Source organism: Campylobacter sp. RKI_CA19_01121, assembly GCF_025771295.1.
Lineage (GTDB): Bacteria > Campylobacterota > Campylobacteria > Campylobacterales > Campylobacteraceae > Campylobacter_D.
On sequence record NZ_JAKMQA010000008.1, the window covers coordinates 41577 to 64711 of the forward strand.

A 23135-nucleotide genomic window follows, 5' to 3' on the forward strand; every position below is an offset into this window, starting at 1 on the left:
AAGGAGACAAAATGAAAAATGATATGAAATTAAGAAGTCCGCAAGAAGTCATGTCTTTAGAAAGACTAGGCTCTATGCACTCATCTAGACTTAGTTTTACTAGAACTTTGATGAGGAAAATTGCTCAAGAAAAATGGGTATTAAAAAATATTTTATGGGATTTAGATGATAAAGGATTTGGTGATGTAATATATCAAGTTAGAACACCTCATGGAATATATCATCTTGTTATATTTGCTAATTATATAAAAGATGAAGAAAGAAATGATAGAGTTATAGCAAATAAGTGGGATGTTACTTTTACTTTTGTAAATGGAGAGATTGACAGTGGATTATTGACTGTTTTAAAAGAAAATGTTCCACTGCAAGAAGCTGGTAGAAATTTTAACAATGCTTTTGTTTTAGCAAGGGCTAATAAAAGTGTAAGAATTTTTGAATATATTGTTAATTCTTTAGCTAATGGAAAACAACCTGATTTAGATGAACTAGCTAAAGTTGGTTATATATTAAGAACCACAGCTGTATATGGAAGTGGAAAATTTGGAATTTCTGATTTTGATAATCTGCAAAAAAATGGAGATTTTTCTCAGTCATTTTCTGCTGAAATGTGCGCTGTTTATATTGTAAGGCAATTTAGTTTAGATTGGGTAAATTATATAGCCAAACAGCGTTGCGGAGATAAAGCTGTAGAACTTGATAGAGATATTCAAAGATATTTAGGTGTGGGAAATGCTACTGGACTTGGTATGGCTCCTTATTTGATTAAACACCCAAAAGTTGTTGATAACTGGCTTTATCAAAGAGAATTAGCTTTGTCAAAAGTTATGCAACAAAAGCTTGATATGAGTAAGGCTAAAGAATTGATTGATTATTTAAAAAGAGCAAGTTTACATCTTAAAGAAATAACAACAATAGATTCAAGGCAAGATAATTTAAACAAAATAGCTTCAAGTGAGCTTTCTTATATAGTAAAAGAAATAAAAACAAAAATAAATGCTTCTATGGTTATTGAGGAATTTGTAGAATATACAAAAAAATATTCTTTGGAAGCACAAGAAATCGTACTTTCGTGTTTATTAGAACTGTATCCTGAATTAGTTGATATACACGATAAAATGATGACAATCGATGAAACTCCATTAGAACTTACTGGTGTTAAAATTTCTGAAATTAAAAATGTAATAGAGAAAAAATATGATTGGGCTTTAGGTATTAATTTTGAAAATCCTGAAAATAATTATTGGTTTTGGTATATATCTGAAGAAAAAGAAGAGCCTAGGCTTGGAGTAAGAGGTATTGATAATGGAGATGAGCTAGAACAACCTTTAGATATTGCTAGGCAAGTGGTTAAATTTTACAATGCTTTAAAAAATCAGGATGATTATTTACATATAAGTAAATTTTTACTAGAAAACCCTTGTTTTACATCTATAGCTAGAAGAGTTTGGACTATGGGAAATTGTGTAATGGGTGATATAAGAGCTAATGTTTTAGCAAAAGACTTTTTGCCTATGCATCTTTTAAGAGCTAAATTGTCTATGTTTGGTGCAACAAAGTATGATCCAAGATCAGATAGATGGGTTCAAGTGACATTGTTTCAGAATGCACCTTTAATGGATGAAATTCATGCTAATGAGTGGATGTTTCCATTATTGCCAAAAAATAAGCATAGTGTTTGTGATTTATCTAATAATAATGTTTATGTTTCCAAAAACGAACTTAAAGCTGCTTGTATTAAAGCTTATAATGGATTAAAATTAAATCTTGGAGAAGCTGATTTAATTGCATCTATGGTTATTGACATGCAAATGGCTGGATTAAATGGATTATCAAATTTTCTTAAAGCTGCACCTTATTTGAAAAGCGACAATTTAGATATAACATTAAATATTACAAATGAGTATTTAAGTGTTGATCTTAATCATCATAGCATATTATGTCATATTCAAATTATTATTGCGTATGCGCTTGATTTTTTAAATCAATATAATTCTTTAAATATAAAAATTTCAAAATGTTATAATAGGTGTTTTGTGTATTCTCAGTTAAAAAGATTATCAAATAAAAATTTATATGTTAAAGCTTATTGGTATGACATAAAGCAATCTCAGTATGTGGAATACTTTATAAAAAATAATGAAGATTTTCCAGATATTTTAATGAAAAATATACCTTGTGATTTAGATGAAAGAGCGCTTTATATTGAAATTTCTAAAAATCCTTTAATCAGAAATGATGAGAATGTAAGTATTTCTCATGATATTATTGAAAAAAATTACGAAGAGAGTGTTCAAAAAGGCATCTTGCTACAAAAGAAAGAATGGGAGGAACTGTTGAAATATACAAAAGGAATTATGGTTCAATCTAGTGAGCAATCAAGAAAAGATGCTGGAGGTGTGGTTGAATCCTGATGTTTATGATATTGCAATATAATTATATTGCAATATCATGATATAGGAGTTAAAATTGAATTTAAAAAATATTTTTTTGATTGTTTGTTGTACGCTCAGTTTTGCTATAAATGCAAATGCGTTAAGTGAGGGTAAAGAGTATATTACTTTAAAAACACCTATTCCAAATGCACAAAATTCTCTAATAGAGGTATTTTCTTATCGTTGCATTCATTGTTACACCCATCATCAATTTCACACTTTGGCAAAGGTTAAAGAGGTTTTGCCAAATTTAAAATATGATCTTTTTTCGGTAAGTTCTATGAGTGAGTATGGTGGGGCTTTAAATGAGATGTTTGCTTTAGCTTCTTTTAAAGAAAAAGCTTTAGGTTTAGATGTTACTAGTGAAAAAAGTCTTACTTATAAGCTTGCTGATGTGTATTTTGTAAGTCATTTTGAAAAAAAATTAAATTTAAATAATCTTGATTTGTTTTATAAAATAGGTTTAAATGCTATTGGTGCTAGTAAAGAAGAATTGCAAAAATTTTTACAAACTAAAGAAGCCAAAGAGCTTTTAGTTGCTTATGATGTGGCTAATGAAATTTCAAGAAATTATGGCACGCCTGCTTTTGTAGTAAATGGTAAGTATCAAATCAATCCTGAATACATTACTTCTTTAGAAGAACTAATCCGTATAATTAAAGAACTTTCAGTTAAATAATGCCTTTATTTTAAAGGTGTTATTGATCTTATAAAGGATAAGCATGAAAATTAAAAAAATCATCAGCTTAAGCTTGCTAGCTAGCATGGTTTTAGCGCCAAATTTAGCTTTAGCTGTAGGTGGAGTAAGCGGAGCTAAGATAGACTATCAAGTGCAAGGACAAATTGGAACTATAAAGCTCAATCCTTATGGTTTATCCCCGCTTAGTGCTGTGATTGTAGATGGAGGATATGAGTTAAGTGATGTGAGTGTGACTATAGTTCCAAAGCCAAATGGACAAACTATATCTTATAAGGTAAGTTCTAATAAAATTAAAACTTATGGAGGAATTCCTATTTTTGGACTTTATCCATCGTATTTAAACACAGTAAAAGTAAGCTATACTAAAAGTGCTTTTGGAAAAAGTGAAAAAGTAATAGATGAGGTATATAAAATAGCAACAGGTGGGGTAAATATAGAGCCAAGTGGAAGTCTTATGCAAAGAGGTGTGCCTTTTGAAAAAGTGGAAGTACTTAAAGTAGATAAAGAATTTGAAGATAGATTATATCTAGTAAATAATACTCCAGGAAAATACAGCGCAAAAAGCTCTCAAGCTATATGGAATAATCCAAGTGGTGGTGCTTTAGAATGGGATGAGGCTTCTAATGCCTTCATTGTCGATACAAAGGGTGAAATTCGTTGGTATTTAGATAATGATAAGCTAATGGATAAAAATAATATTTATAATCGTGGTATTATGATGGGCTTTAGACAAAACTCAGATGGGGCATTAAGCTTTGGGTTTGGTCAAAGATATGTAAAATATGATTTAATGGGTAGAGAAATTTTTAACAGCATTTTACCTTCTTCTTATATAGATTTTTCTCATTCTATGAGTCAAATGCCAAATGGTAATTATCTTTTAAGAGTAGCTTTGGCTAATGTTAAGCGTCCTGATGGTAAAAATGTGCGCTCAGTGCGTGATGTGATAGTAGAAGTTGATAAAAATGGCAATGTGGTAGATGAGTGGAGGCTTTTTGAAATTTTAGATCCATATAGAGCTAATATTATCAAAGTTTTAGATCAAGGTGCAGTTTGTTTAAATGTAGATGTTTCAAAAGCGGGTAAAACTTTAAGCAATGAAGAATTAGCTAAAATGGATACAAGTGAAATTTTTGGGGATATAGCAGGCACTGGAGTAGGGCGTAACTGGGCTCATGTAAATAGCATAGATTATGATCCAAGTGATGATAGCATTATCATTTCAAGTCGTCATCAAAGCGCTATTATAAAAATCGGCCGTGATAAAAAAGTAAAATGGATATTAGGAGCACATAAGGGCTGGGGAGAAAAATATAAAAAAGCACTTTTACAACCTATTGATAAAAATGGCAAAAATATAATTTGTGAAGATGATTATAGCAAATGTCCTGGTTATAAAAATAAGGAAGGTGGCTTTGATTTTACATGGACACAACACACTGCTTTTAGAATAGATGAAAAATCTAACAAAAGATATATTTACATTACAGCTTTTGACAATGGTGATGCAAGAGCTATAACACAACCTGCTTTTGCTTCGATGAAATATTCAAGAGCGGTTGTATATAAAATAGATCAAAAAAATAAAACCGTAGAGCAAATTTGGGAATATGGAAAACAAAGAGGCAATAAATGGTTTTCGCCTATTACTTCTTTAGCTGAGTATTATAAAGATAAAAATTCGATTATGGTTTATAGTGCTAGTGCTGGTATGGCTTTTGATTTAAGCAAGGGTGTTGCTATAGGAGAACCAAAACCTGAAATAGATGAGTTTAAATGGGGAGCTAAAGAACCTTCAGTACAAATTCGCTTTAGTGGAGCAAGTACTGGTTATCAGGCTATGCCTATTGATTTAGAAAAAGCATTTAAATAAAAAAGGGCTTTAAAATAAGCCCTTTGATTTTATAAATATCCTGCACCTAAAGCTAAGAAATAACCTACTATACAAGAAACAATTACACCAATTAAACCTGGTAAGATAAAGCTGTGATTGATAACAAATTTACCTATTTTTGTAGTACCTGATCTATCAAATTGTATAGTTGCAAGATCGCTTGGATAGGTTGGTAAAATATAATATCCATAACAAGCTGCTGCAAAAGCAATGATAATACCTGGTTCAACACCAATTCCTAATGCAAGTGGCACAAAAGCTGCAATTGCTGCTGCTTGAGAATTAACAAATTTAGAAATTAATAAAAGCATAACTGCATAAGTCCAAGGGTGTTCTATAACAATATTTCCTAAAGATTCTTTCATCATAGGAGTATGTACTGCAAACATAGTATCTGCCATCCAAGAAATTCCAAAAACAGCTACTAAAGCTATCATACCTGATTTAAAAATTTCATTTTTTGCAATTTTACTTGCATCAAGCTTAGTAAAGATGATGAGTGCCGCACCTGCTAAAAGCATGAACATTTGAATTACTGCAACCATATTCATAGGTTTAGTAACGCCTTTTGAGGTAAATTGTGGCCTAAGTTCCGGGAAGGCTCCAAGTATAGCCACTATTGCAATAGCACCTAAGAAAATCCACATAGCTACCCATTGAATAGTTGGAAGTTTTTGTCCAAGAAGAGTTTTGCTATCACCATAGATGTATTCTCTTTGTTCTGGATCTTTAATTCTAGCTTGAAATTCTTCATCTTTATCAAGATCTTTTCCTCTAAACCAAGAAAAAATTCCTATAGCTAAAACGCCCACTAAAGTAGAAGGTATAGTAATAGCAAGTAAATCTACATAGCCATCAAATCCTGCTAAAGGATGTTTGTTGATTTCTGGATTTAAAAGTAATGCGGTTAAACTTACAACAGCAACTGAAACAGGACTTGCTATAACTCCAAGTTGAGAAGAAATGCTAGAAGCAGCCATTGGTCTTTCTGGGCGTATGCCATTTTTAATAGCAATGTCATAAATAATAGGCATCATAGTATAAACAACATGTCCGGTTCCACAAAGCATGGTCAGAAAGCAAGTTACAAAAGGAGCTAAGATGGTTAAAAATTTAGGATTTTTTCTTAAAACCCTTTCTGCAATTTGCAACATTACATCTAAACCACCACTAGCTTGTAAAGTTGCACTAGCAACAACAACAGCTAAGATAGTAAGCATAACATCAATAGAAGGTTTTCCAGGTGCTACAGCAAAACCAAAACTTAAAACTAATAAACCTATACCGCCTAACAAACCTAGAGCGATACCGCCTTTTTTTGCCCCATAAAAAAGACAAATGAGAACTACGGCTAGTTGGATACTAAATTGAGTGCCTTCGCTAAGGCTAGTTAGCATTTCCATACTCTCTCCTTGTTTTTAAAATATGCGAGAGTATAGTGTAATTTTTATTAATAGTAAATAAAATTTTTTCTTATTTAAATAAATATTTACCAATATTTTGAATTTGTTTGTCAAAATATTGGTTTTTTGCTTATTGGTAATTTTTTAAGATAGCAAAAAGAATTTTGCTGATTTTTTCAATAGAAGCTATTTCACATTTTTCATCTGTTGAGTGAGGGCTGTTGATATTTGGGCCTATGGAGCAACATTCTAGCGGTTGTTTTTCACTTATAATACCACATTCTAAACCAGCATGTATAGTATAAAGCTTGGCATTTGGATTTTCTTTTTTAAAATAACTTAGAATTTCTTCTCCAAAATTAGTATCTTTGTTAGCCCAAGGCGGATAAAAATTTGCACTTGAAACTTCACAATTTTGCATTTTAAAATAAGTTAAGGTTTCAAATTCTATATTTTTAAGCTCTTGTAAATCATTTGATCTTGCAAAAAGTTCAAAATGAAATTTACCTTCTTTTTCATAAGCTAATGAAAGATTGATACTTGTTTGGACTAAATTTAATTGATGATTAAAAGTTCTAACACCTTGTGCAAAAGCATTGATAAGATTTAAAATGATTTGAGAATTTTTATAATATGTCCTTTTGATTTTACCTATATAATTCACTTTAAAATGATTATTTTCTTTTGGGGGATTTTTAAAAAATGCTATGATTTTAGCATGTTTTGGTATAGAATTAATTCTCTCACCTGCGTTAAACTCACAAAGCTCACCTTGGTTTTGAGTGATAAAATAACTTGCTTCTTTAATAGAAGATTTAATATTTTTAACAATATCAATCCCTGAATGCCCACCTTTAAAATCAATTGCTTCTATTTCATAGCATTCACCTTCTTTTTCGCCTATTTCTAAGTTTAAACTAGCAAAAATATCCACACCACCAGCGCAACCTATAACAACTTCATCATCACTCTCATGATCTAAATTTAATAGTTTGTTTGAAATCAAAGCATGTGTAAGATTATTTGCTCCACAAAGGCCAACTTCCTCATCATTAGTAAAAAGACATTCGATATTTTCAAAGTCTTTTAAAGCTTGCATCATTAATGATACTCCTATGCCATTATCTGCACCCAAGCTCGAGTTTTTGGCCTTTAAATATCCATTTTCTTCATACATTTGTATATTAGGAGCCTCTCCCATGCAAACCATATCATAATGACTTTGTAAACAAATTTTAGGTTTTCCTTTATATGTATGGATATTACCTGCTTTATCAACGTTTACTCGGCAGTTTTGACTTTTGGCAAAATCAATAAGAAATTTTTTTAATTCTTCAGTATGGAAACTACAATGAGGTATTTGAGTAATTTGTTTAAAATTTTGTATAATTTCTTGCATAAAATCTCCTTTTTGTTGTAATTATGGCATATTTTTATATAGATGAGGTTTAAATGAAAATTTCTAAAAAGCAAATTAAATTACTAATAACTTTACTAAAAGATCCAAAGAAATTTTTAATTGCACTTTTTTTATTTGCTTTTGCTTATATTTTAAATTATGATAGTGGCTCATATATTAATGCTAAAGTAAGTCGTGTAGTAGATGGGGATACTATTGAGGCTAAATTTGAAGATGAAAAACTTAAAATTAGACTTTTTGGTATAGATGCACCTGAAAGTGATCAAGCTTATGGAAAGATGGCTACGCAATTTTTAAATGCAATTGTGTTGAATAAAGAAGTGGTTTTGAATGTAAAAGATGAGGATAAATATGGTAGAATTTTAGCCATTGTGTATTTAAATGATAAAGATATCAATCAAGTTATGGTTAAAAATGGCTTTGCTTGGGCTTATGAACATTATAGTGATTTGTATGTAAATGAGCAAAATTATGCCAAAGAAAATAAAAAAGGCTTATGGGTAGATGAAAATCCTATAGAACCTTATAAATGGCGTAAACAAATAAGATTAAAATAGGAAAAGAGATGTTTAAAAAAATATTTTTCATTGGATTTTTAGCATTATTTTTTGGCGGTTGTTTTGTAAATGAAAGAGGAATTTCAAACCGCTTTTATGATGATTGTAAAGAATATTATGATGCAAGCGGGACTTACCATAAAGAATGCCCAAAGAATTGGGTGGATTTACCTTTAACCCCCGATTCCTTTTAAAACAGCATTTAATTCCTCTGGAGCAGCATCTTGCTTGGAGGTTTCTTGTTGGTTTTGACTGCTAGAGCTTGTGCTTTGACTTTGTTTTAATTTAAATATATGATCATCTGTGGTGATTACTTGAAAAGATGCATCGAAAATTTTAATATCATTTACAAAGCCAACTACTTTAACCTCTCTTTTTCTTGAATCATCACTAAATAAAGCACTTGCTTCAAGATTTAAAACATCTCCAACTTTTAAAGGCGCATAAAAAAAGCTTCTTGAGCCTATTAAGACGCTAAATTCTTTATTGATTGCAGCTTGAGCTATATAATTTGCCGCGTTAAATACAAAACCACTATGCACTAATCCTAGCTCATCTACTGCCATATCATGGGTTGTGATTAAGATACCTTTAGCAAAGTTTTTTTCTATATGAGAAATGCTTCCTGCTAAAGCATTATTTATCCCTGGACAAGTGATAAGTTCTGATTTAATGCGATTTAATTCTTCAGGGTCTATTAGCTCTTCTATAGTAACAGCACTTACTGTTCTTGCCATTTTTACACCTTTAATTTAACATAAACTCTTTTTGGTGCTTCATAGCCTTCACAAGTTAAATTTGAGTTATTTTCATCTAAAAATTGATCTAAAGAATAAGAATCAATCCATTGTGTTTTTCTTTGTTCTTCAAAATCAGTTTGTTTGGTTGCTATAATTTCAAATTCACTAAATCCAGCTCTATAACACCAATTTCTTAAACCCAATATCGACGGAATGAAAAAAATATTTGGTATTTTTGAATAAGTTTTTTGAGGGATAAGTGCAATTTCTCTTTCATCTTCTATATACATAGTATCTAAAAAGACTATACCATCTTTATTTAAAGATTGCTTGAGTTGTTTTAGCATGGCTATAGGATCACTGCGATGATAAATTACGCCAAGACAAAAAATCACATCAAATTTTATGCCATAATTTGGTACATCAGCCACGCCTAAAAGCTCATATTGTATAGGAGTTTTTGCAATAGAGTTTAAAAGTAAAAATTGCAAATAATACTTAATAGAAGGATCAAAACCTATGAGTTTTGAAGGATTAAATTCAAGCATTTTAAACATATAATAACCATTATTACAACCAATATCCGCAACCACTTTGCCTTTGATTTCTTGCATATAAGGCTTTAATATGTTAAATTTAATAAAACTTTGCCACTCTGTATCTATGAACCAATCATTGATTTTAAAAGGTCCTTTGCGCCAAGGTTTTAATTCTAAGGCAATGTCCTTAATCTCATTATCTAAACTTTTATCACAAAAAATATCAAAACTTTCGTTTATTAGATAATTTGAGTTTTTAACTTTTGTGCCAAGTTTTTGAATTTTTTCATATAAAGGATGTTTTAAAACTTGCTTTAATAAAGCATTATCTTGCATATTTTTCCTTAAAAAACTCCCTTATTTGGGAGTTTTATTATTGAAGTAGGCTTGCTAGTTTAGTTTGTAGCATTACATTTGAGTGAGCATTTGCAAATAAAAATGCATTTTCTTTTAGGTAATTTGCATTAAAATCATTAATATTTTGCGCTAAGTCATTATTTTGCAATTTACTTTCAGCTTCTTTAGTGTTAATGCTAGTTTGCAAAGATGAGTTGATATTAGAATGGATAGCATTAATCCCAGCACCAATATCTGCGCGTAAAGAACCTACTTGATCTTGAAAATCGCGAATTCCATCTTGGTTTTCAAGGCTTAAGTTTGCCGTGCTTGGTTGGTTTAAATTGATACTTTCAACCCCAGATCCAACAACAAAATCCATACTTTGGAAAACATTTTTTCCATTAAAAGTCGCGTTTGAAAATGCATCATTGATCGAGCTGATGAGCTTATTTGCTTCAGCATTTAGCATGCTTTTTTGTCTATCATTTAATGCAGCACTATTTGAGCGTACAGAAAGCTCATTAAGTTTATCTGCAGTAGCTGAGATATTATTTAATGTCGAATCAGCAATTTGTAAAACACCTACTGAATCATAAGCATTTAAAATACCTTGATCTATGGTGCTATACTGACTTCTTAAAGAATCAGCTATGGCTAAATTTGCCCCATCGCTCCCATCTATAGCACGCATTGCGGCTATATTTTCTAAAGCTTTTTCTTGGCTTTTTTGCGCTTGATTTAAGTAATGGTTTTGTTGAGTTGTCCCTATATCGCCTATTTTCATCTTTGACTCCTTTTAAAGACTTATTTTATTATATCATTTTTTTTGTTTTAAAATTTAAAAAAAATAAAATTACTTGTGATAACATGATAATTTTCATCACAACTTCACTTGCACCATGAATTTTTATAAATTCTTGAGTCTTAGTTGCTTCTTCTCCTAAACTTTGTGCTTCTAAAACATAAGCAGTGAAGTAAAATACAAAAAGCAAACTTAGTGCCAAAATGATTAAAGAAAGCATGAATTTTGAAAAATTTATTTTAAAAGTTAAATTTTTATCCTTAAATGAGAAAATTTCCATTAAAACAGATAAAACACTCACACCTAGTAAAACATAACCAAATTGTACAAAAATGTGTGTCATTAAAAGTCCACTTTGAAAATGAGTTAAAACTCCTTCACCTATGAATTTAGCAGGATAAAATATAGTCGGAGCTAAAAGTACGCCTATGCTAATTTCAATCCCAATTAAACTTGCTAGTAAAAATAAATATATTGATTTCATTATTTTCTCCTATAAAAAGATAATTATAGTCTAATTTTTTAAATTCCACGCAACAAAGGCTCTATCAAATCCATTATAATCTTGATAAAAAGTAGCTTTAAAATCATTTTCTTCTAAAATTTTATTTAAAATTGCTTTTTGATCATAACCAAATTCACATGCTAAGACTTTTGTGTTATGATTTTTGGCAAAAAGGATAATTTCATGTAAAATTTCCCAACCTTTATCCCCGCCAAATAAAGCATTATGCGGTTCATTTTGCACCCATTTATCTAAAGGATAGTCATTTTTAACATAAGGTGGATTGGAAAAAATAAAGTCAAAATTTCCTTGCATGTTTTTAAAATCACAAAGTTGAAAATCAATTAAATTTGAAACATTATGAAAATCTGCATTTTTTTTAGCAAGTTCCAATGCTTTTGGGTTGATATCGCAAGCTTGTATAAAAATTTGCTTTAACTTTGCTAGAGAGATACTTAAAATTCCACTCCCAAAGCCAATCTCAAGTATATTTTTAAAAGAGTTATGATCTAAAATTTCTAAGCATCTTTCAAGTAATATTTCACTATCAAAACGCGGTATTAAAACACCTTTTTTAGTAAAAAAATCTAAACCATAAAACTGTGTTTTTTGAAATAAATACTCAAAAGGCTCGCCATTTAAAAATTTATCTACGTATTCTAAAAAAACTTTTTCATCGATTTGAAATTCAGGATTTAAAAAAATCCAAGCCTTATCTTTTTGTAAAAGCTCACAAAGAATAAAAAGTATATATTCTTTGTGAGTAGGATCTTTTGCGTAAGCTTGCTTTAAGGCCTGTTTGATTGAAATCATTGCAAAGCTTTGATTCTATCGTAAATACAAGGATGGCTTAGATGAAAGAAAGTGTAAATTTTACTTGTTTTAACAAAGGCTTTATTTTCTTTTGCTAAGGCTATGAGGGCATTTTTCATATCTTCTTTAGAACTTAGTTTTGCTCCATGTAAGTCAGCATTAAATTCATTTTTTTGACTCATTTTATTAAGTAGTGGAGAGATAATAAAAGTAAAAATATTTCCAAAAATCAATAAAAGCGCAAAAACTCCAGCATTTACTCCATCTAAATGACTTTCAATATAAAAAAAGTTTGGTAAATGTGCAAAGATAAAAAATAAAGCAAAAAGCATCAAAGCACTAGAAAATAACATTTTTAGTAAATCTTTATGCACAAAATGTCCTAGCTCATGACCTAAAACAGCGATGAGTTCTTTTTCTTTTAAAGCATTTAAAAGTGTATCAAAAAGCACCACTCTTTTGCTTTTAAATAAACCGCCAAAATAAGCATTTAATCTTTTATCCCTTTTACTTGCATCGATAACATAAACACCATTTGCACTAAAGCCACATTTTTGCATTAAATTGGTGATTTTTTCTAATAAATTTTCATCTTCAAGTTTTTTCATTTTATTAAACATAGGTGCAATAAGAGTAGGGTAGATGAGATTTATAATAAGTATGATTATAAAGCTTAAAGCAAAAGCAACAATCCACCAGTATGTGTTAAAAAATTCAAAGCAAAACACTAAAGCATAGATAATTAAAAAGCCAAAAATAAGCATTAGGGCTAAAGATTTAATGCTGTCTTTAATAAAAAGTACTAAAGTCATATTTGAAAATCCGTGTTTTTTGTCTTTTACAAAGCTTTCATAATAACTAAGTGGTAAATTTAAAATACTAATAATCAATAAAAATGTAAGTAAAAATAAAGTATTTTCTAAAGTAGAATTTTCTTTGATGAAAATTTCTTTTAAATATAAAAAGCCAAAGCTAATCCAAGAAATATTAATCATCAGATTATAAAGATTAGAAAAGATTTTGTATTTTTCATTTTCTATGGCGATATTTGCAGCATTTTTATAATCATGCTCATTTAAAATAATTGCATGCTTTTCTCTTTCTTTTTTTAAAAAAGAAATTTGCATATAAGATATAAAAATCAAAAAGGCCGTGTAAATACATAAAATAGTTATTAAAGTCATAATTTTTCCTTAAATAAATTTGAGTAATTTTATCTTATTTAAAATATATAAAGTTAACCAGTGCTTTCACTTTTTTCTAAAACTTCAAAATAAGCTTCTTCTAAAATACTAAGTTCATTTTCTAAGGAATTTAGCTTTTCATAAAGGGTGTTTATACCTAGCTCTTGATAGATTACAGGATTGCTTAGGGCATTTTTGATTTCTTTGATTTCTTCTTCTAATTTATGAATTTTATCAGGATATGAGTTTAAAATTTCATTTTCTTTATAGCTTAGTTTTTTACTTGATTTTTCTTTTGTTTTTACACTTGCTGTAGTGTTTGTTTCTAAACTTTTAGAAAATTCTTCAAAGTCCTTGTATTCTTTTTCATTTTCTAAATACTCACTATAAGAAAGAACTTCTATATTAATATTTGCATTATCTTCAAAAGCATAAAGTTTAGTTGCTATTTTATCAACAAAATATCTATCATGCGAGACAAGCAAAATCGCACCTTCAAAAGAAAGTAAGTATTCTTCTAAGATATTAATCGTAGCTATATCTAAATCATTTGTTGGTTCATCTAAGATTAATACATCATATTCTTTAGTAAAAAGCAAGGCTAGGGCAACTCTGTTTTTCTCGCCCCCACTTAACACACTCACACTTTGTTCTAAAAATTCTTTTGGAAATAAAAATTGTTTTAAATATCCATAAACATGCATATTTTTACCACGCACTTGAATGTGATCACCGCCATTTGGGCAAAAAATTTCTAAAAGTTTTTTATCGGTATTGAGTAAGCTTCTGCTTTGATCAAAATAGCCTATTTTAACTTCACCTCTTTTAATTTCTCCACTATCAAGTGGAATTTGATCAAGTAAAATTTTTAAAAAAGTAGATTTACCACAGCCATTTTTACCTACTATGGCTATGCGTTCACCTTGTAAAATTCGTGCATTAAAGTCCTTAAAAAGTGTCTTGTTAGCGATAGATTTTGAGATATTTTTAAGTTCAAAAAGCATTTTTTTACGATTTTGACTTTGGGTTTGGTTGAAATTTTTACTTGCTCTTTTAATCTCAAGTTGTAAGCGTTTGATAGCTCCTGGGTTTTTCTTGGCTTCTTCACGCATTTTAAAAATGCGTTCTTTACGCCCTTCGTTGCGTTTAAGTCTAGCTTTAACTCCTCTTCTTAACCATTCTTCTTCGCTTTTTAGTTGCTTAAGTAAGGTTTCATGACTTTTAGCTAAAGAAGCTAAAATAGCTGCTTTTTTTTCTAGATATTGCGTATATCCACCCTCAAAAATACTTAGTTTTCCTGCTTCTATTTCTACGCATTTTTGTGCTATTGCATCGATAAAATATCTATCATGGGAGATGAAAATAACACACATTTTAGAAGCTTTTAATCTTTCTTCTAAAAAGCTACTCATATATACATCTAGATGATTAGTTGGCTCATCAAGCAATAATATATCAGGATTTTTCAGCAAAAGTGTGCAAAGTCCTACGCGCCTTATCTCACCTCCGCTTAAAGAGCAAAGTGTTCTGTCTTTATACTCTAATAGTTTAAACTCTTCTAGTATTCTTTGTATTTTTTGGTCTAAATTCCATGCATCTTTTGAATCTATAAATAAACTTAATTCATCTACTTTTTTTAAATATTCTTTATTTTCAGGATCAAGAGCTAGTTTTTCGTTATAGTTTTCAAATTCTTTTAAGGCTTGGTAAATTTCTTCAAGTTCTTTTTTGATGGTCTCACTCACGCTTAAGGTGCTTTCAAAGCTTACTTGTTGGCTTAGTATGCCTATGCTAGTGTTATTTTGTTTAATCACTCTACCGCTATCTAGTTTTAAAGTTCCCATAAGGGCTTTTAAAAAGCTTGATTTTCCTTCGCCATTTTTGCCTATAATGGCGATTTTTTCTCCTAAATTTGCACTAAAATTTGCATTTTCTAAAACTATTTTTGTATTAAATTTCTTATTTGCATCGATTAAATCTACTAAAGCCAAATTTCTTTCCCAAATGTTTTTTTGCGATTTTACTTTAAAAAGTATTAATTTTGCTTAAATAAAATTACACTATGAGAGTGTTTGTTTTTTTTACTTTATTAGTTTTATTTTTTGCTTTGGCAAATTGGTATATTTATAAAAGATTTTTAAGTAAGGTTGATTTTTTAAAACCTTATAAGAAGTTTGTACTAGCTTTTGTTTTAATAGTTTTTGCATGTGAATTAATCTTTTTTGTAAATATGCGCGGGGATTTTTTGCATGAAAAGCTTTATTATATTTTAGCTATTTTTCCTACTATTACTTGCTTTTTATTGCTTTTTGGAGTGGTTTTTGAAATTGGTTCTTGGATTTTCTTTAACGAAAATAAAAAAGAGCAAATTTTTAGCCTTCAAAGAAGAAAGTTTTTAAAATTAATTTTTGATTCTTGGCTTATTATACTTAGCGTTAGTATGGTGTTTAAAGGCTTTGTAAATGCTATCAGCACGCCTAAGGTTAATGAGGTAGATATTAAAATTAAAAATTTAAAAGAAGATTTAAACATAGCTTTGCTTTCTGATGTGCATTTAGGGAAAAATTTAGGTGAAGATTTTTTAAAAACCTTAATTGATGAGGTTAATGCTTTAAATGTTGATATAATCATCATAGCTGGGGATTTAATCGATGCAGATATAGCTAGTATGTCTTATATTAATTTGTTAGAAAATTTTAAATCAAAATATGGTACTTATTTTGTTTATGGAAATCATGAGTATTATAATGATATAAATGCGATAAGCAAAAAGCTTAAAACGCTTAAGAATTTCAAAGTTTTAGAAGATGAAAGTATTGATTTTGGAGATTTTACTTTAAGTGGGACTTTGGATTTGGCTGCTAAACGTTTGGGCTTTAAAGAAAGCAATATAGAAAAAATCAAAACTCAAATCAATCAAGAAAAAGTTAATATTTTAATCACGCATCAGCCAAAATATGTAAAAACTTATGATGTAAATGGGTTTGATTTGATTTTATCAGGACATACTCATGCAGGACAAATTTTCCCTTTTTCTTTGCTAGTATATTTAGAGCAAGGCTTTGTGTATGGGCTTTATAAATTAAGCAAAGATAGTTTGCTTTATGTAAGCAGTGGGGCTGGATTTTGGGGGCCTGCTGTGAGATTTTTAGCTCCTAGTGAGATAGCTTTGATTAGATTAAAAGGAGAATAAGTGGGATTTAGCAATAGTGCTTCAAAAATGTTTGGAATCATAGCAAAATATAAATTTCCAAAAATCATACAAAAAAACATTAATAAAGCTTATGTGAATGCTTTTAATATCAATATGAGTGAATTTAAATCCTTAGAAGAATATGAGAGCTTAAATGCTTTATTTACAAGAACTTTGTTAAATGAGCGAGAATTAGAAGATGGCTTTGTAAGTCCAAGTGATGGTAAAATTTTAGAACTTGGAAGTAGTTTTCAAAATGATTTAAAAGAAAATTTAGCCTTTAGCATTAAAGGTTCAAGTTATAGTATAGAAGAGCTTTTAAAAAACTCAGCTAGCAAAGAAGAATTAGAAAATGGCATAGATTATGCAAATATTTATTTATCTCCAAAAGATTATCATCATTATCACGCACCTTGTAATATGCAAATTTTAAGTGCTACTTATATGAGTGGGGCTTTATTTAGTGTGAGTGAGGCAAAGTTAGCTAAGATTATAAACCTTTATACTAAAAATGAAAGAGTAGTTTTAAAGTGCTTAGTGGAAGGAAAATTTATACTTTGGATGGTATTTGTGGGTGCGCTAAATGTAGGTAAAATGCATTTTAGTTTTGATACTAGTATACAAACTAATGCTGCAAATTTTGATTTTACTCATACTTATGATGGGCTTTTTGCAAAAAAAGGTCAAAGGCTTGGAAATTTTGAGCTAGGTTCGACGATAGTTTTAATTGCTCAAAAAGGGTTTTTAAAATTTAGTAAAAACGCTTATGAGCAAGTTGAATTTTCTAAGAAGATTGCGGATTTTGCTTAGTCTCATCTTCATTAGCAACTTTATATAAAAAGGCAAAAATTTCAGCCACTGCTTTATACATATTAGGTGGGATTTCATCGCCTAGATCAAGCTTGCTAAGAACTTCTACTAAGTCTTTATCCTCTTTTATGGGTATGCCATTTTCTTTAGCTAAAGAGATGATTTTAGCAGCGTTTTCACCTTTAGCATTAGCTAGAATTTTTGGTGCATTTTGATCTTCTTTGTTATAGCCTAGCGCAACGGCTTTTTTTGTTTTTTTAGCCATTTTTAAGCCCTTGTATCAAAACCCATATTAAAGTCATTGTATTCTTCTTGATTATGAAATTTGCTTTTAACTATATCACTGATGAAAAAATTAGAGCTTAGAAGTCCTACTTTAACTAAGGCTTTTTTTAGCTCATGTGCTCTTTCGTAAAGTTTTTTTCTAAAATTAGCATTTTCTATCATCATATTTATATCAATGTATTTATCATTACTTAGAGATAAAAATACATTGATTTTTCCTAATTTTTCAAATTCAAGATTAATTTGTGCATAAAATTTATCTTTTTTACCGCGTTTAAAAACTACATTAGATTTTTCTAAATCATCCCAAAAGAAAGGTAAAAAAGTATGAATGCTATTATTGGCTAAAGATAAAAGCTGATTAAACTCAAGCTGAGCTATAAGACGATTTGCTTGATTTAATATGCTTTCATTGTCTAAATTTTTAGCCAGATTAGAAACTTGCAAAAGAGTGGATTTGATATCTTTTTGCAATTCTGAAGAAATTTCTGCAGTATCTTTTGGAGTAATTTTTCCAAGATCTTTTATAGAAAGTTCTAATTTTTTTTCTATGTTTTTTATATCATCTAAAGAATTTTTTGCTTCATAATTTTTAGGATCTAAAGCTTTTAAAACCTCATTGAGTTTTCTTCCTATTAAGCCTAGTTCTTTGTTTAGATTATTTAAAAGCTCTTCTTGTAAATTTTGACTAAAATTAAGATTTTTACTTACATTTTGTTTGAAAATATCTTCTAGTAAAATTTTACCTGAAGTACTTTTAAATATATCTTCTAATTTAGTGTTATTTGTTTGTAAATTTTGACTTTTATTATCATTTTTGCTTGGTTCTTCAGTATTTTTTTGTGGCGTTTTTTCTTCTTTTGTGTTTTGAATTTCTTTATCTTTTGTCGTACTTTCTTTTTTTTGTTGAGTTTCTTTTTTGTCCTCTGTGTTTTTTTGCGGAGTTTTTATTTCCTCTTTTAACTCTTCTTTGATGTCTTTAGTATGTGGAGTTTTATTTAAATTTTCTTGTGTTATTTCAGTTTTGTTTTTATGATTTTTTATGTCTTTTAAAAGTGTTATAAGATCTTTAATGCTTTGGCTAAGCTCTTTTAATATATGTGTATTTTGAATTTTTATATTTTCAGGTTTGGCTAGTTCTTTGTTGATAAGTGCTAAATTTTTACTGAGATTTTTAATGAAATTATTAGCAATATTTTGTAGCTTTTCTTGGCTAATGGAATTTGGATTTTTATTGATATAGTTTTTAAAATTTTCTATTTTATCAAATAGCTTAAAAAGTGTCTTGTAGTTTGTATTTTCTAAAGAAATTTTATTATCTTTTTTGTGATTTTGTAAGATGTGAATAAGTTCTTTTAAGGTGCTTGTGGTATCAAGATTTTTAAGATCTAAATTACTTATATCGCGTTTTAGATTTTCACTAGTAGCCCCTTTTATGATATTTAAAAGATTAAAAAAGCTTTGTGGTAAATTTTGTTCTTTTAAAGAATGATTGAGTTTTGCTTCTAAAAAAACACCTGAATTTTTTACCAAGGATGAAAGATTTTTATTGTTGATATCTTTAGCAGGTTTAACTAGATCTTCTAAAACTTTAAGTAGTTTTTCAAATTCAGGATTTTTAGAAAGCTCTGCTTGAAGTTTTTTAACTTCATTAGCAAAATTAGGCGCAAAATTTAAATCTTTGTGATTTTTTAATATTGCTAAATCAGGATCTTTGTTGGTTTTGATTTGATCTAAGAGTTTATTTAATAATTCTTGTAATTTTTGATCGATTTTGCTTACATAGTCTTTAGGCAATTTGACTTCAGGATCATTTTTAGAAAATAAAGGATTTTTTAAAGCATCATTAAGTGAGGTTTTTTTGTCTGATTTCTCGCTTTTGTTGTCTTTATTTGTTTCGTTTTTTGCAAATTGATTTTGATTGTTAGAAATATTAGTTATCATCTAGCATTACCATATTACCTGGTTTTCTTTTAAATTTGGTTAGATTTTTAAATTTTGGTTTATCTATAGCAAAGGCAATTAAAACAGTTAATAAAACGATGTAAAAATACATAAAACCATTGCCTTCAAAATAATACATTAAAGTTCCAAGCACAGCAGGCGCAAATAAAGCACCAAAAGAATAAGTAAAAAGAACGGCTCTGCCAAGTTCAACTCTTTTGCTGGAATCTTCAAGCATGTCATTTGCTCTAGCTAAAGAAAGAGCATATAAACAACACATTCCCATACCCAGTAAAAAGCCAAAAAAGTATTTTAAATAAATATTATAGCTTAATAATAAAATACAAAGCATAGCACTTAAAGCCGTAAAAGCACATAAAATAATAGCAAATTTACGACTAATTTTATCAGAAAGGGTTCCGATGAAAAGTTGAGATATAAACCCTCCTAGCATGGTACAAAATATAAAAATCGAAGCTTCTTTTGCGCCAAATCCTTGTATAAGTATAAATAAAGAAGCCATAGAGAAAAATCCATTTAAAAGCATACCTGCTATAAAGCTTGTCACTAAAGCTAAAGGCACTATATCAAAAACTTTAGGGATGGAAATTTTGGTTTTTTGTGGTAAAACCGGCTCTTTAATACGGATTAAAAATAAAGGAATAGAGGCAAACATAATAAAACTAGCGCTTAAAATAAATACTGTATTGCTTGGGAAGTCAAATGACATAAGTAAAATTCCAAAGCCTGATGATGAGTAAAATACCACTTCATAAAAGGCTATTACTCTTGAGCGAATAGCATTTTTTGCTTTTTCATTAAGCCATGATTCTATGACCATTAAAAGTGCATAGTAACAAAAACCAAGCAAAAATCTCAAAACCATCCAAAAATAAAGATTAGAGTTTAAACTATGAAGCATAGTAGCTATACCAAAAATGATGGCAAAAATTCCAAAAGATCTTATATGTCCTACTTTAGAGACTATCCTATGAGCACTAATAGTGCTTACCATAGCACCAAGAAAATAACAACTTCCTATTATCCCTATATAAAAATTACTAACATCGTTATGTTTTAAAATAATTGCTATAGAATTTACCGTTAAAGCACTTCCTATAAAAACAAAAATCATACCAAAAAACAATGCAGTTAATGATCTAATCGTTCTTTTTGAGCTCAACATTTTCTTATTAAAAAATTATATATTAATACCGCTATGGGTGTGACAAACATTGCACAAAACAAGGCAAAAATACTCATTAAGCCTTGAAACTCTAAAAATAAAAATCCTGCTATTAAAAACACATAAGCAAAAATTTTAAACAAAGAAAAAAAAGCTAATGCGTTTTTAAAAATACTTTTAAATTTTGGTTTTAAATCGTCATCTATATGGATAAATTTTATAATTTTTGGCAAAAAATATTGTTTTTTAGTAAAAATTTGCAAGGGTCTTTGAGTAAAAGTGTAATTTTTAGCAGCCTTATAAATAAAATTTTTGTAATTTAAAAAAGAAAATAAAATGATCAAATTTTGAGCTAAAAATCCAAATTCAAAGCTTATAAAGGTTTTAAAGCTTAATTCTTTATAGAAAAAAACTCCTGCTAAGAAAAGTAAATTTAATCCTAGCAAGAGTTTTAGTAAAATTTTAGGCTTTAGGATCATTTTTTAAATCTTTATAGCGATTTTCTTCTTTAAATTCCTCATAGCTTTTTACTTGTGCTTTGTAAGCTTTATAAACATTTAAAATCGCCGCAGCTACTCCTATAAACACTCCTATCCAAAAAAGCCAAGCTGTACCAGTTAAATTTTTTAAAAAATAGCCTATACCAACCCCGATTAAAACAGCTACAACCATGGATATGCCAAGGCTTAATCCATCTGCAGCTTCTATACCTTTGCGAATGATTTTTTGTCTTTTATTCATAGGGCTTTAAAACTTTCTTGTGCTGCTTGTATGGTTTTATCAATGATTTTTTTATCCATACATTCACATATAAAACCTGTTTCAAATTGAGATGGTGCCAAATACACGCCTTTGCTTAGCATTTGTGCATGAAATTTAGCAAATAATTTAGTATCTGATTTTAAAGCATCTTGATAATTATTAACAGGGTTTTCACAAAAGAAAAATCCAAACATAGAACCAACGCAATTAACTTGCAAAGGAATTTTGCAATCATTTGCAGCTTCTTTAAAGCCTTGAGTAAGTCTTTTGCCTAGTTTTTCTAATTTTTCATATAAACCTTCATAATTTCTTGCTTTTTTTAAGCTCGCATAGCCTGCAGCCATAGCAAGAGGATTTCCACTTAGTGTTCCTGCTTGATATACTCCACCTAAAGGACTTAATAAATCCATAATTTCAGCTCTTGCAGCAAAAGCAGCCGCAGGCATACCTCCGCCTATAACCTTACCAAAAGTTACTATATCAGCTTTTATATTATTAATTCCAAAAGAGCCTAGGTATGAAGCTCTAAAGCCACTCATAACTTCATCAAAAATTAAAAGAATTTGATGTTCATCACATAGTTTTCTTAGCTCTTGTAAAAATTCTATTTTAGCAGGTACTAAGCCCATGTTTCCTGCAATTGGCTCTATAATGATACAAGCTATATTATCATCATTATTGATTAAGTTTTTAACACTATCAATGTCATTATAAATAGCTACTAGAGTATTTTTAGCTACATCGGTTAATACTCCTAGTGAGCTTGGGGTATTAAAAGTAGCGGCGCCACTTCCAGCACTTACTAGTAAAGAATCAGAATGCCCATGATAACATCCTTCGAATTTGATGATTTTATCTTTTTTGCTAAATCCTCTTGCAAGACGAATAGCACTCATAGTAGCTTCTGTGCCACTGCTTACAAAGCGTATTTTGTCTAAATGCGGCCAATCTTTTAAGATAAATTTAGCTAACTTGGTTTCAGCTAGGGTTGGTGCGCCAAAGCTTGAACCATGTTCTAATGCTTTTTTGCAAGCTTTTTCAATATCCTCATCACAATGTCCAAAAAGTAAAGGTCCCCAGCTTTGTACATAATCTATATAAGTATTATCTTCTATATCGCTAATATAAGCACCTTTTCCTTGCTTGATAAATAAAGGATTGCTACCCACGCTAGCAAAAGCACGCACAGGAGAATCAACCCCACCCGCTATATATTCACAAGCTTCTTCAAAGGCTTTTTTATTATTTTTCATTTTTTACTCCTTTTGTTGTTAGTAATATAATCATAAAGCGATTTCATCTCATCTTCTGTTAATGAGTAGGTTGGCATAATGCTTTTTGCCTCTTGAGGTTGGCTTAGAATTTCTCTAAAACGTGTATAAGGAGTGTTTTTAATACTTGGCACTATAAAAGGAGTTTTTTCTCCATTTTTAGTATAATATCCTAGTATTTGTTGTCCTCCATCACCATGACATTTAGCACAACTTATGCCTCTTGGATTTTTGTAAAGGGATTCTTGGTATTCTTTAGGTGAGATAAAATCTTCAGCCCAAACACCATAAACTATAAAAAACAAAAATAAAATAATTTTCATTTATCACCTTTAACAAAAAAAGAAGTTTTATTA

General features: G+C 29.5%; 23 protein-coding genes. 7 read left to right on the forward strand and 16 right to left on the reverse strand.

Annotated features, from left to right (window positions below; all coding sequences use genetic code 11):
* Positions 1 to 11: 11 nt before the first annotated feature.
* From L8T90_RS05455 to L8T90_RS05465, 3 genes are read left to right on the forward strand one after another with little or no spacing between them, the layout of a single operon-like run.
* The gene (locus tag L8T90_RS05455) at positions 12 to 2411 is read left to right on the forward strand and encodes a DUF3726 domain-containing protein (protein ID WP_263683030.1); all 2400 of its coding nucleotides are present in this window, start codon (positions 12 to 14) and stop codon (positions 2409 to 2411) included.
* A gap of 55 nt (positions 2412 to 2466) precedes the next feature.
* Entirely contained in the window at positions 2467 to 3111 is a 645-nt protein-coding gene (locus L8T90_RS05460) for a thiol:disulfide interchange protein DsbA/DsbL (RefSeq protein WP_263736934.1), read from the forward strand.
* Positions 3112 to 3154: 43 nt separating this feature from the next.
* Entirely contained in the window at positions 3155 to 5005 is a 1851-nt protein-coding gene (locus L8T90_RS05465; protein WP_263736935.1) for an aryl-sulfate sulfotransferase, read from the forward strand.
* Positions 5006 to 5034: 29 nt separating this feature from the next.
* Here L8T90_RS05465 and L8T90_RS05470 read toward each other — a convergent pair whose 3' ends face one another.
* Complete coding sequence (locus L8T90_RS05470; protein WP_263663985.1) at positions 5035 to 6429, reverse strand: anaerobic C4-dicarboxylate transporter; 1395 nt, start codon at positions 6427 to 6429, stop codon at positions 5035 to 5037.
* A 130-nt stretch (positions 6430 to 6559) separates the two neighbouring features.
* On the reverse strand, positions 6560 to 7828 hold the full coding sequence (locus L8T90_RS05475) for a M20/M25/M40 family metallo-hydrolase (RefSeq protein ID WP_263736936.1): 1269 nt from the start codon (positions 7826 to 7828) through the stop codon (positions 6560 to 6562).
* A gap of 53 nt (positions 7829 to 7881) precedes the next feature.
* Between L8T90_RS05475 and L8T90_RS05480 the strand changes: the two genes are divergently transcribed.
* Both L8T90_RS05480 and L8T90_RS05485 read left to right on the forward strand, forming a co-directional pair.
* Positions 7882 to 8406, forward strand: coding sequence for a thermonuclease family protein (locus tag L8T90_RS05480; RefSeq protein ID WP_263736937.1), 525 nt, complete (start codon positions 7882 to 7884; stop codon positions 8404 to 8406).
* An 8-nt stretch (positions 8407 to 8414) separates the two neighbouring features.
* On the forward strand, positions 8415 to 8600 hold the full coding sequence (locus tag L8T90_RS05485; protein ID WP_039668212.1) for a hypothetical protein: 186 nt from the start codon (positions 8415 to 8417) through the stop codon (positions 8598 to 8600).
* Here the strand turns inward: L8T90_RS05485 and L8T90_RS05490 are convergent.
* Genes L8T90_RS05490 through abc-f form a run of 7 tightly spaced genes read right to left on the reverse strand, consistent with a single transcriptional unit; the run spans position 8580 to position 15319 of the window.
* The gene (locus L8T90_RS05490; RefSeq protein ID WP_263736938.1) at positions 8580 to 9143 is read right to left on the reverse strand and encodes a hypothetical protein; all 564 of its coding nucleotides are present in this window, start codon (positions 9141 to 9143) and stop codon (positions 8580 to 8582) included. The genes L8T90_RS05485 and L8T90_RS05490 overlap by 21 nt on opposite strands.
* Before the next feature lie 2 nt (positions 9144 to 9145).
* Positions 9146 to 10021 carry a tRNA 5-methoxyuridine(34)/uridine 5-oxyacetic acid(34) synthase CmoB gene (cmoB, locus tag L8T90_RS05495; protein WP_263736939.1) on the reverse strand — a complete coding sequence of 292 codons (876 nt, stop codon included), beginning with the start codon at positions 10019 to 10021 and terminating at the stop codon, positions 9146 to 9148.
* Positions 10022 to 10058: 37 nt separating this feature from the next.
* Complete coding sequence (locus L8T90_RS05500; protein WP_263736940.1) at positions 10059 to 10808, reverse strand: flagellin; 750 nt, start codon at positions 10806 to 10808, stop codon at positions 10059 to 10061.
* A gap of 28 nt (positions 10809 to 10836) precedes the next feature.
* Complete coding sequence (locus tag L8T90_RS05505; RefSeq protein WP_263725229.1) at positions 10837 to 11310, reverse strand: DUF4149 domain-containing protein; 474 nt, start codon at positions 11308 to 11310, stop codon at positions 10837 to 10839.
* A gap of 30 nt (positions 11311 to 11340) precedes the next feature.
* Positions 11341 to 12141: a HemK/PrmC family methyltransferase gene (locus L8T90_RS05510; RefSeq protein WP_263736967.1), complete on the reverse strand. Its 801-nt coding sequence runs from the start codon at positions 12139 to 12141 to the stop codon at positions 11341 to 11343.
* Positions 12141 to 13328, reverse strand: coding sequence for a M48 family metallopeptidase (locus L8T90_RS05515; RefSeq protein WP_263736941.1), 1188 nt, complete (start codon positions 13326 to 13328; stop codon positions 12141 to 12143). Before L8T90_RS05515 ends, L8T90_RS05510 begins: the two co-directional genes overlap by 1 nt.
* Before the next feature lie 53 nt (positions 13329 to 13381).
* Entirely contained in the window at positions 13382 to 15319 is a 1938-nt protein-coding gene (gene abc-f, locus L8T90_RS05520) for a ribosomal protection-like ABC-F family protein (RefSeq protein WP_263736942.1), read from the reverse strand.
* 71 nt (positions 15320 to 15390) lie between these two features.
* Between abc-f and L8T90_RS05525 the strand changes: the two genes are divergently transcribed.
* Entirely contained in the window at positions 15391 to 16521 is a 1131-nt protein-coding gene (locus tag L8T90_RS05525; RefSeq protein WP_263736943.1) for a metallophosphoesterase, read from the forward strand.
* Positions 16522 to 17331 (forward strand): phosphatidylserine decarboxylase, encoded by an 810-nt coding sequence (locus L8T90_RS05530; protein WP_263678897.1) that lies wholly within the window; start codon positions 16522 to 16524, stop codon positions 17329 to 17331.
* Here L8T90_RS05530 and L8T90_RS05535 read toward each other — a convergent pair.
* Genes L8T90_RS05535 through L8T90_RS05565 form a run of 7 tightly spaced genes read right to left on the reverse strand, consistent with a single transcriptional unit; the run spans position 17306 to position 23102 of the window.
* A complete protein-coding gene (locus L8T90_RS05535) occupies positions 17306 to 17596 on the reverse strand; it encodes a FlhB-like flagellar biosynthesis protein (protein ID WP_039617937.1) in 291 nt (96 codons plus the stop codon). The genes L8T90_RS05530 and L8T90_RS05535 overlap by 26 nt on opposite strands.
* Positions 17597 to 17598: 2 nt before the next feature.
* Entirely contained in the window at positions 17599 to 19560 is a 1962-nt protein-coding gene (locus tag L8T90_RS05540; RefSeq protein WP_263736944.1) for a flagellar hook-length control protein FliK, read from the reverse strand.
* Positions 19550 to 20743: an MFS transporter gene (locus L8T90_RS05545; protein ID WP_250325593.1), complete on the reverse strand. Its 1194-nt coding sequence runs from the start codon at positions 20741 to 20743 to the stop codon at positions 19550 to 19552. Before L8T90_RS05545 ends, L8T90_RS05540 begins: the two co-directional genes overlap by 11 nt.
* Positions 20740 to 21225, reverse strand: a complete 486-nt coding sequence (locus tag L8T90_RS05550; protein WP_263736945.1) for a hypothetical protein — start codon at positions 21223 to 21225, stop codon at positions 20740 to 20742. Before L8T90_RS05550 ends, L8T90_RS05545 begins: the two co-directional genes overlap by 4 nt.
* Positions 21209 to 21487, reverse strand: coding sequence for an AtpZ/AtpI family protein (locus L8T90_RS05555; protein ID WP_263736946.1), 279 nt, complete (start codon positions 21485 to 21487; stop codon positions 21209 to 21211). Before L8T90_RS05555 ends, L8T90_RS05550 begins: the two co-directional genes overlap by 17 nt.
* Complete coding sequence (gene hemL, locus L8T90_RS05560) at positions 21484 to 22761, reverse strand: glutamate-1-semialdehyde 2,1-aminomutase (protein ID WP_039617944.1); 1278 nt, start codon at positions 22759 to 22761, stop codon at positions 21484 to 21486. The genes L8T90_RS05555 and hemL overlap by 4 nt, the downstream gene beginning before the upstream one ends.
* Positions 22758 to 23102 carry a c-type cytochrome gene (locus L8T90_RS05565; RefSeq protein ID WP_012661297.1) on the reverse strand — a complete coding sequence of 115 codons (345 nt, stop codon included), beginning with the start codon at positions 23100 to 23102 and terminating at the stop codon, positions 22758 to 22760. Before L8T90_RS05565 ends, hemL begins: the two co-directional genes overlap by 4 nt.
* Positions 23103 to 23135: the final 33 nt, after the last annotated feature.

Bases quoted from the DNA above. Each gene is read 5' to 3' on its own strand.
- L8T90_RS05455 (WP_263683030.1), top strand. From the start codon at position 12: ATGAAAAATGATATGAAATTAAGAAGTCCGCAAGAAGTCATGTCTTTA.
- L8T90_RS05465 (WP_263736935.1), top strand. From the start codon at position 3,155: ATGAAAATTAAAAAAATCATCAGCTTAAGCTTGCTAGCTAGCATGGTT.
- L8T90_RS05470 (WP_263663985.1), bottom strand. From the start codon at position 6,429: ATGGAAATGCTAACTAGCCTTAGCGAAGGCACTCAATTTAGTATCCAA.
- L8T90_RS05475 (WP_263736936.1), bottom strand. From the start codon at position 7,828: ATGCAAGAAATTATACAAAATTTTAAACAAATTACTCAAATACCTCAT.
- L8T90_RS05480 (WP_263736937.1), top strand. From the start codon at position 7,882: ATGAAAATTTCTAAAAAGCAAATTAAATTACTAATAACTTTACTAAAA.
- L8T90_RS05485 (WP_039668212.1), top strand. From the start codon at position 8,415: ATGTTTAAAAAAATATTTTTCATTGGATTTTTAGCATTATTTTTTGGC.
- L8T90_RS05490 (WP_263736938.1), bottom strand. From the start codon at position 9,143: ATGGCAAGAACAGTAAGTGCTGTTACTATAGAAGAGCTAATAGACCCT.
- cmoB (WP_263736939.1), bottom strand. From the start codon at position 10,021: ATGCAAGATAATGCTTTATTAAAGCAAGTTTTAAAACATCCTTTATAT.
- L8T90_RS05500 (WP_263736940.1), bottom strand. From the start codon at position 10,808: ATGAAAATAGGCGATATAGGGACAACTCAACAAAACCATTACTTAAAT.
- L8T90_RS05505 (WP_263725229.1), bottom strand. From the start codon at position 11,310: ATGAAATCAATATATTTATTTTTACTAGCAAGTTTAATTGGGATTGAA.
- L8T90_RS05515 (WP_263736941.1), bottom strand. From the start codon at position 13,328: ATGACTTTAATAACTATTTTATGTATTTACACGGCCTTTTTGATTTTT.
- L8T90_RS05525 (WP_263736943.1), top strand. From the start codon at position 15,391: ATGAGAGTGTTTGTTTTTTTTACTTTATTAGTTTTATTTTTTGCTTTG.
- L8T90_RS05535 (WP_039617937.1), bottom strand. From the start codon at position 17,596: ATGGCTAAAAAAACAAAAAAAGCCGTTGCGCTAGGCTATAACAAAGAA.
- L8T90_RS05540 (WP_263736944.1), bottom strand. From the start codon at position 19,560: ATGATAACTAATATTTCTAACAATCAAAATCAATTTGCAAAAAACGAA.
- L8T90_RS05550 (WP_263736945.1), bottom strand. From the start codon at position 21,225: ATGATCCTAAAGCCTAAAATTTTACTAAAACTCTTGCTAGGATTAAAT.
- L8T90_RS05555 (WP_263736946.1), bottom strand. From the start codon at position 21,487: ATGAATAAAAGACAAAAAATCATTCGCAAAGGTATAGAAGCTGCAGAT.
- hemL (WP_039617944.1), bottom strand. From the start codon at position 22,761: ATGAAAAATAATAAAAAAGCCTTTGAAGAAGCTTGTGAATATATAGCG.
- L8T90_RS05565 (WP_012661297.1), bottom strand. From the start codon at position 23,102: ATGAAAATTATTTTATTTTTGTTTTTTATAGTTTATGGTGTTTGGGCT.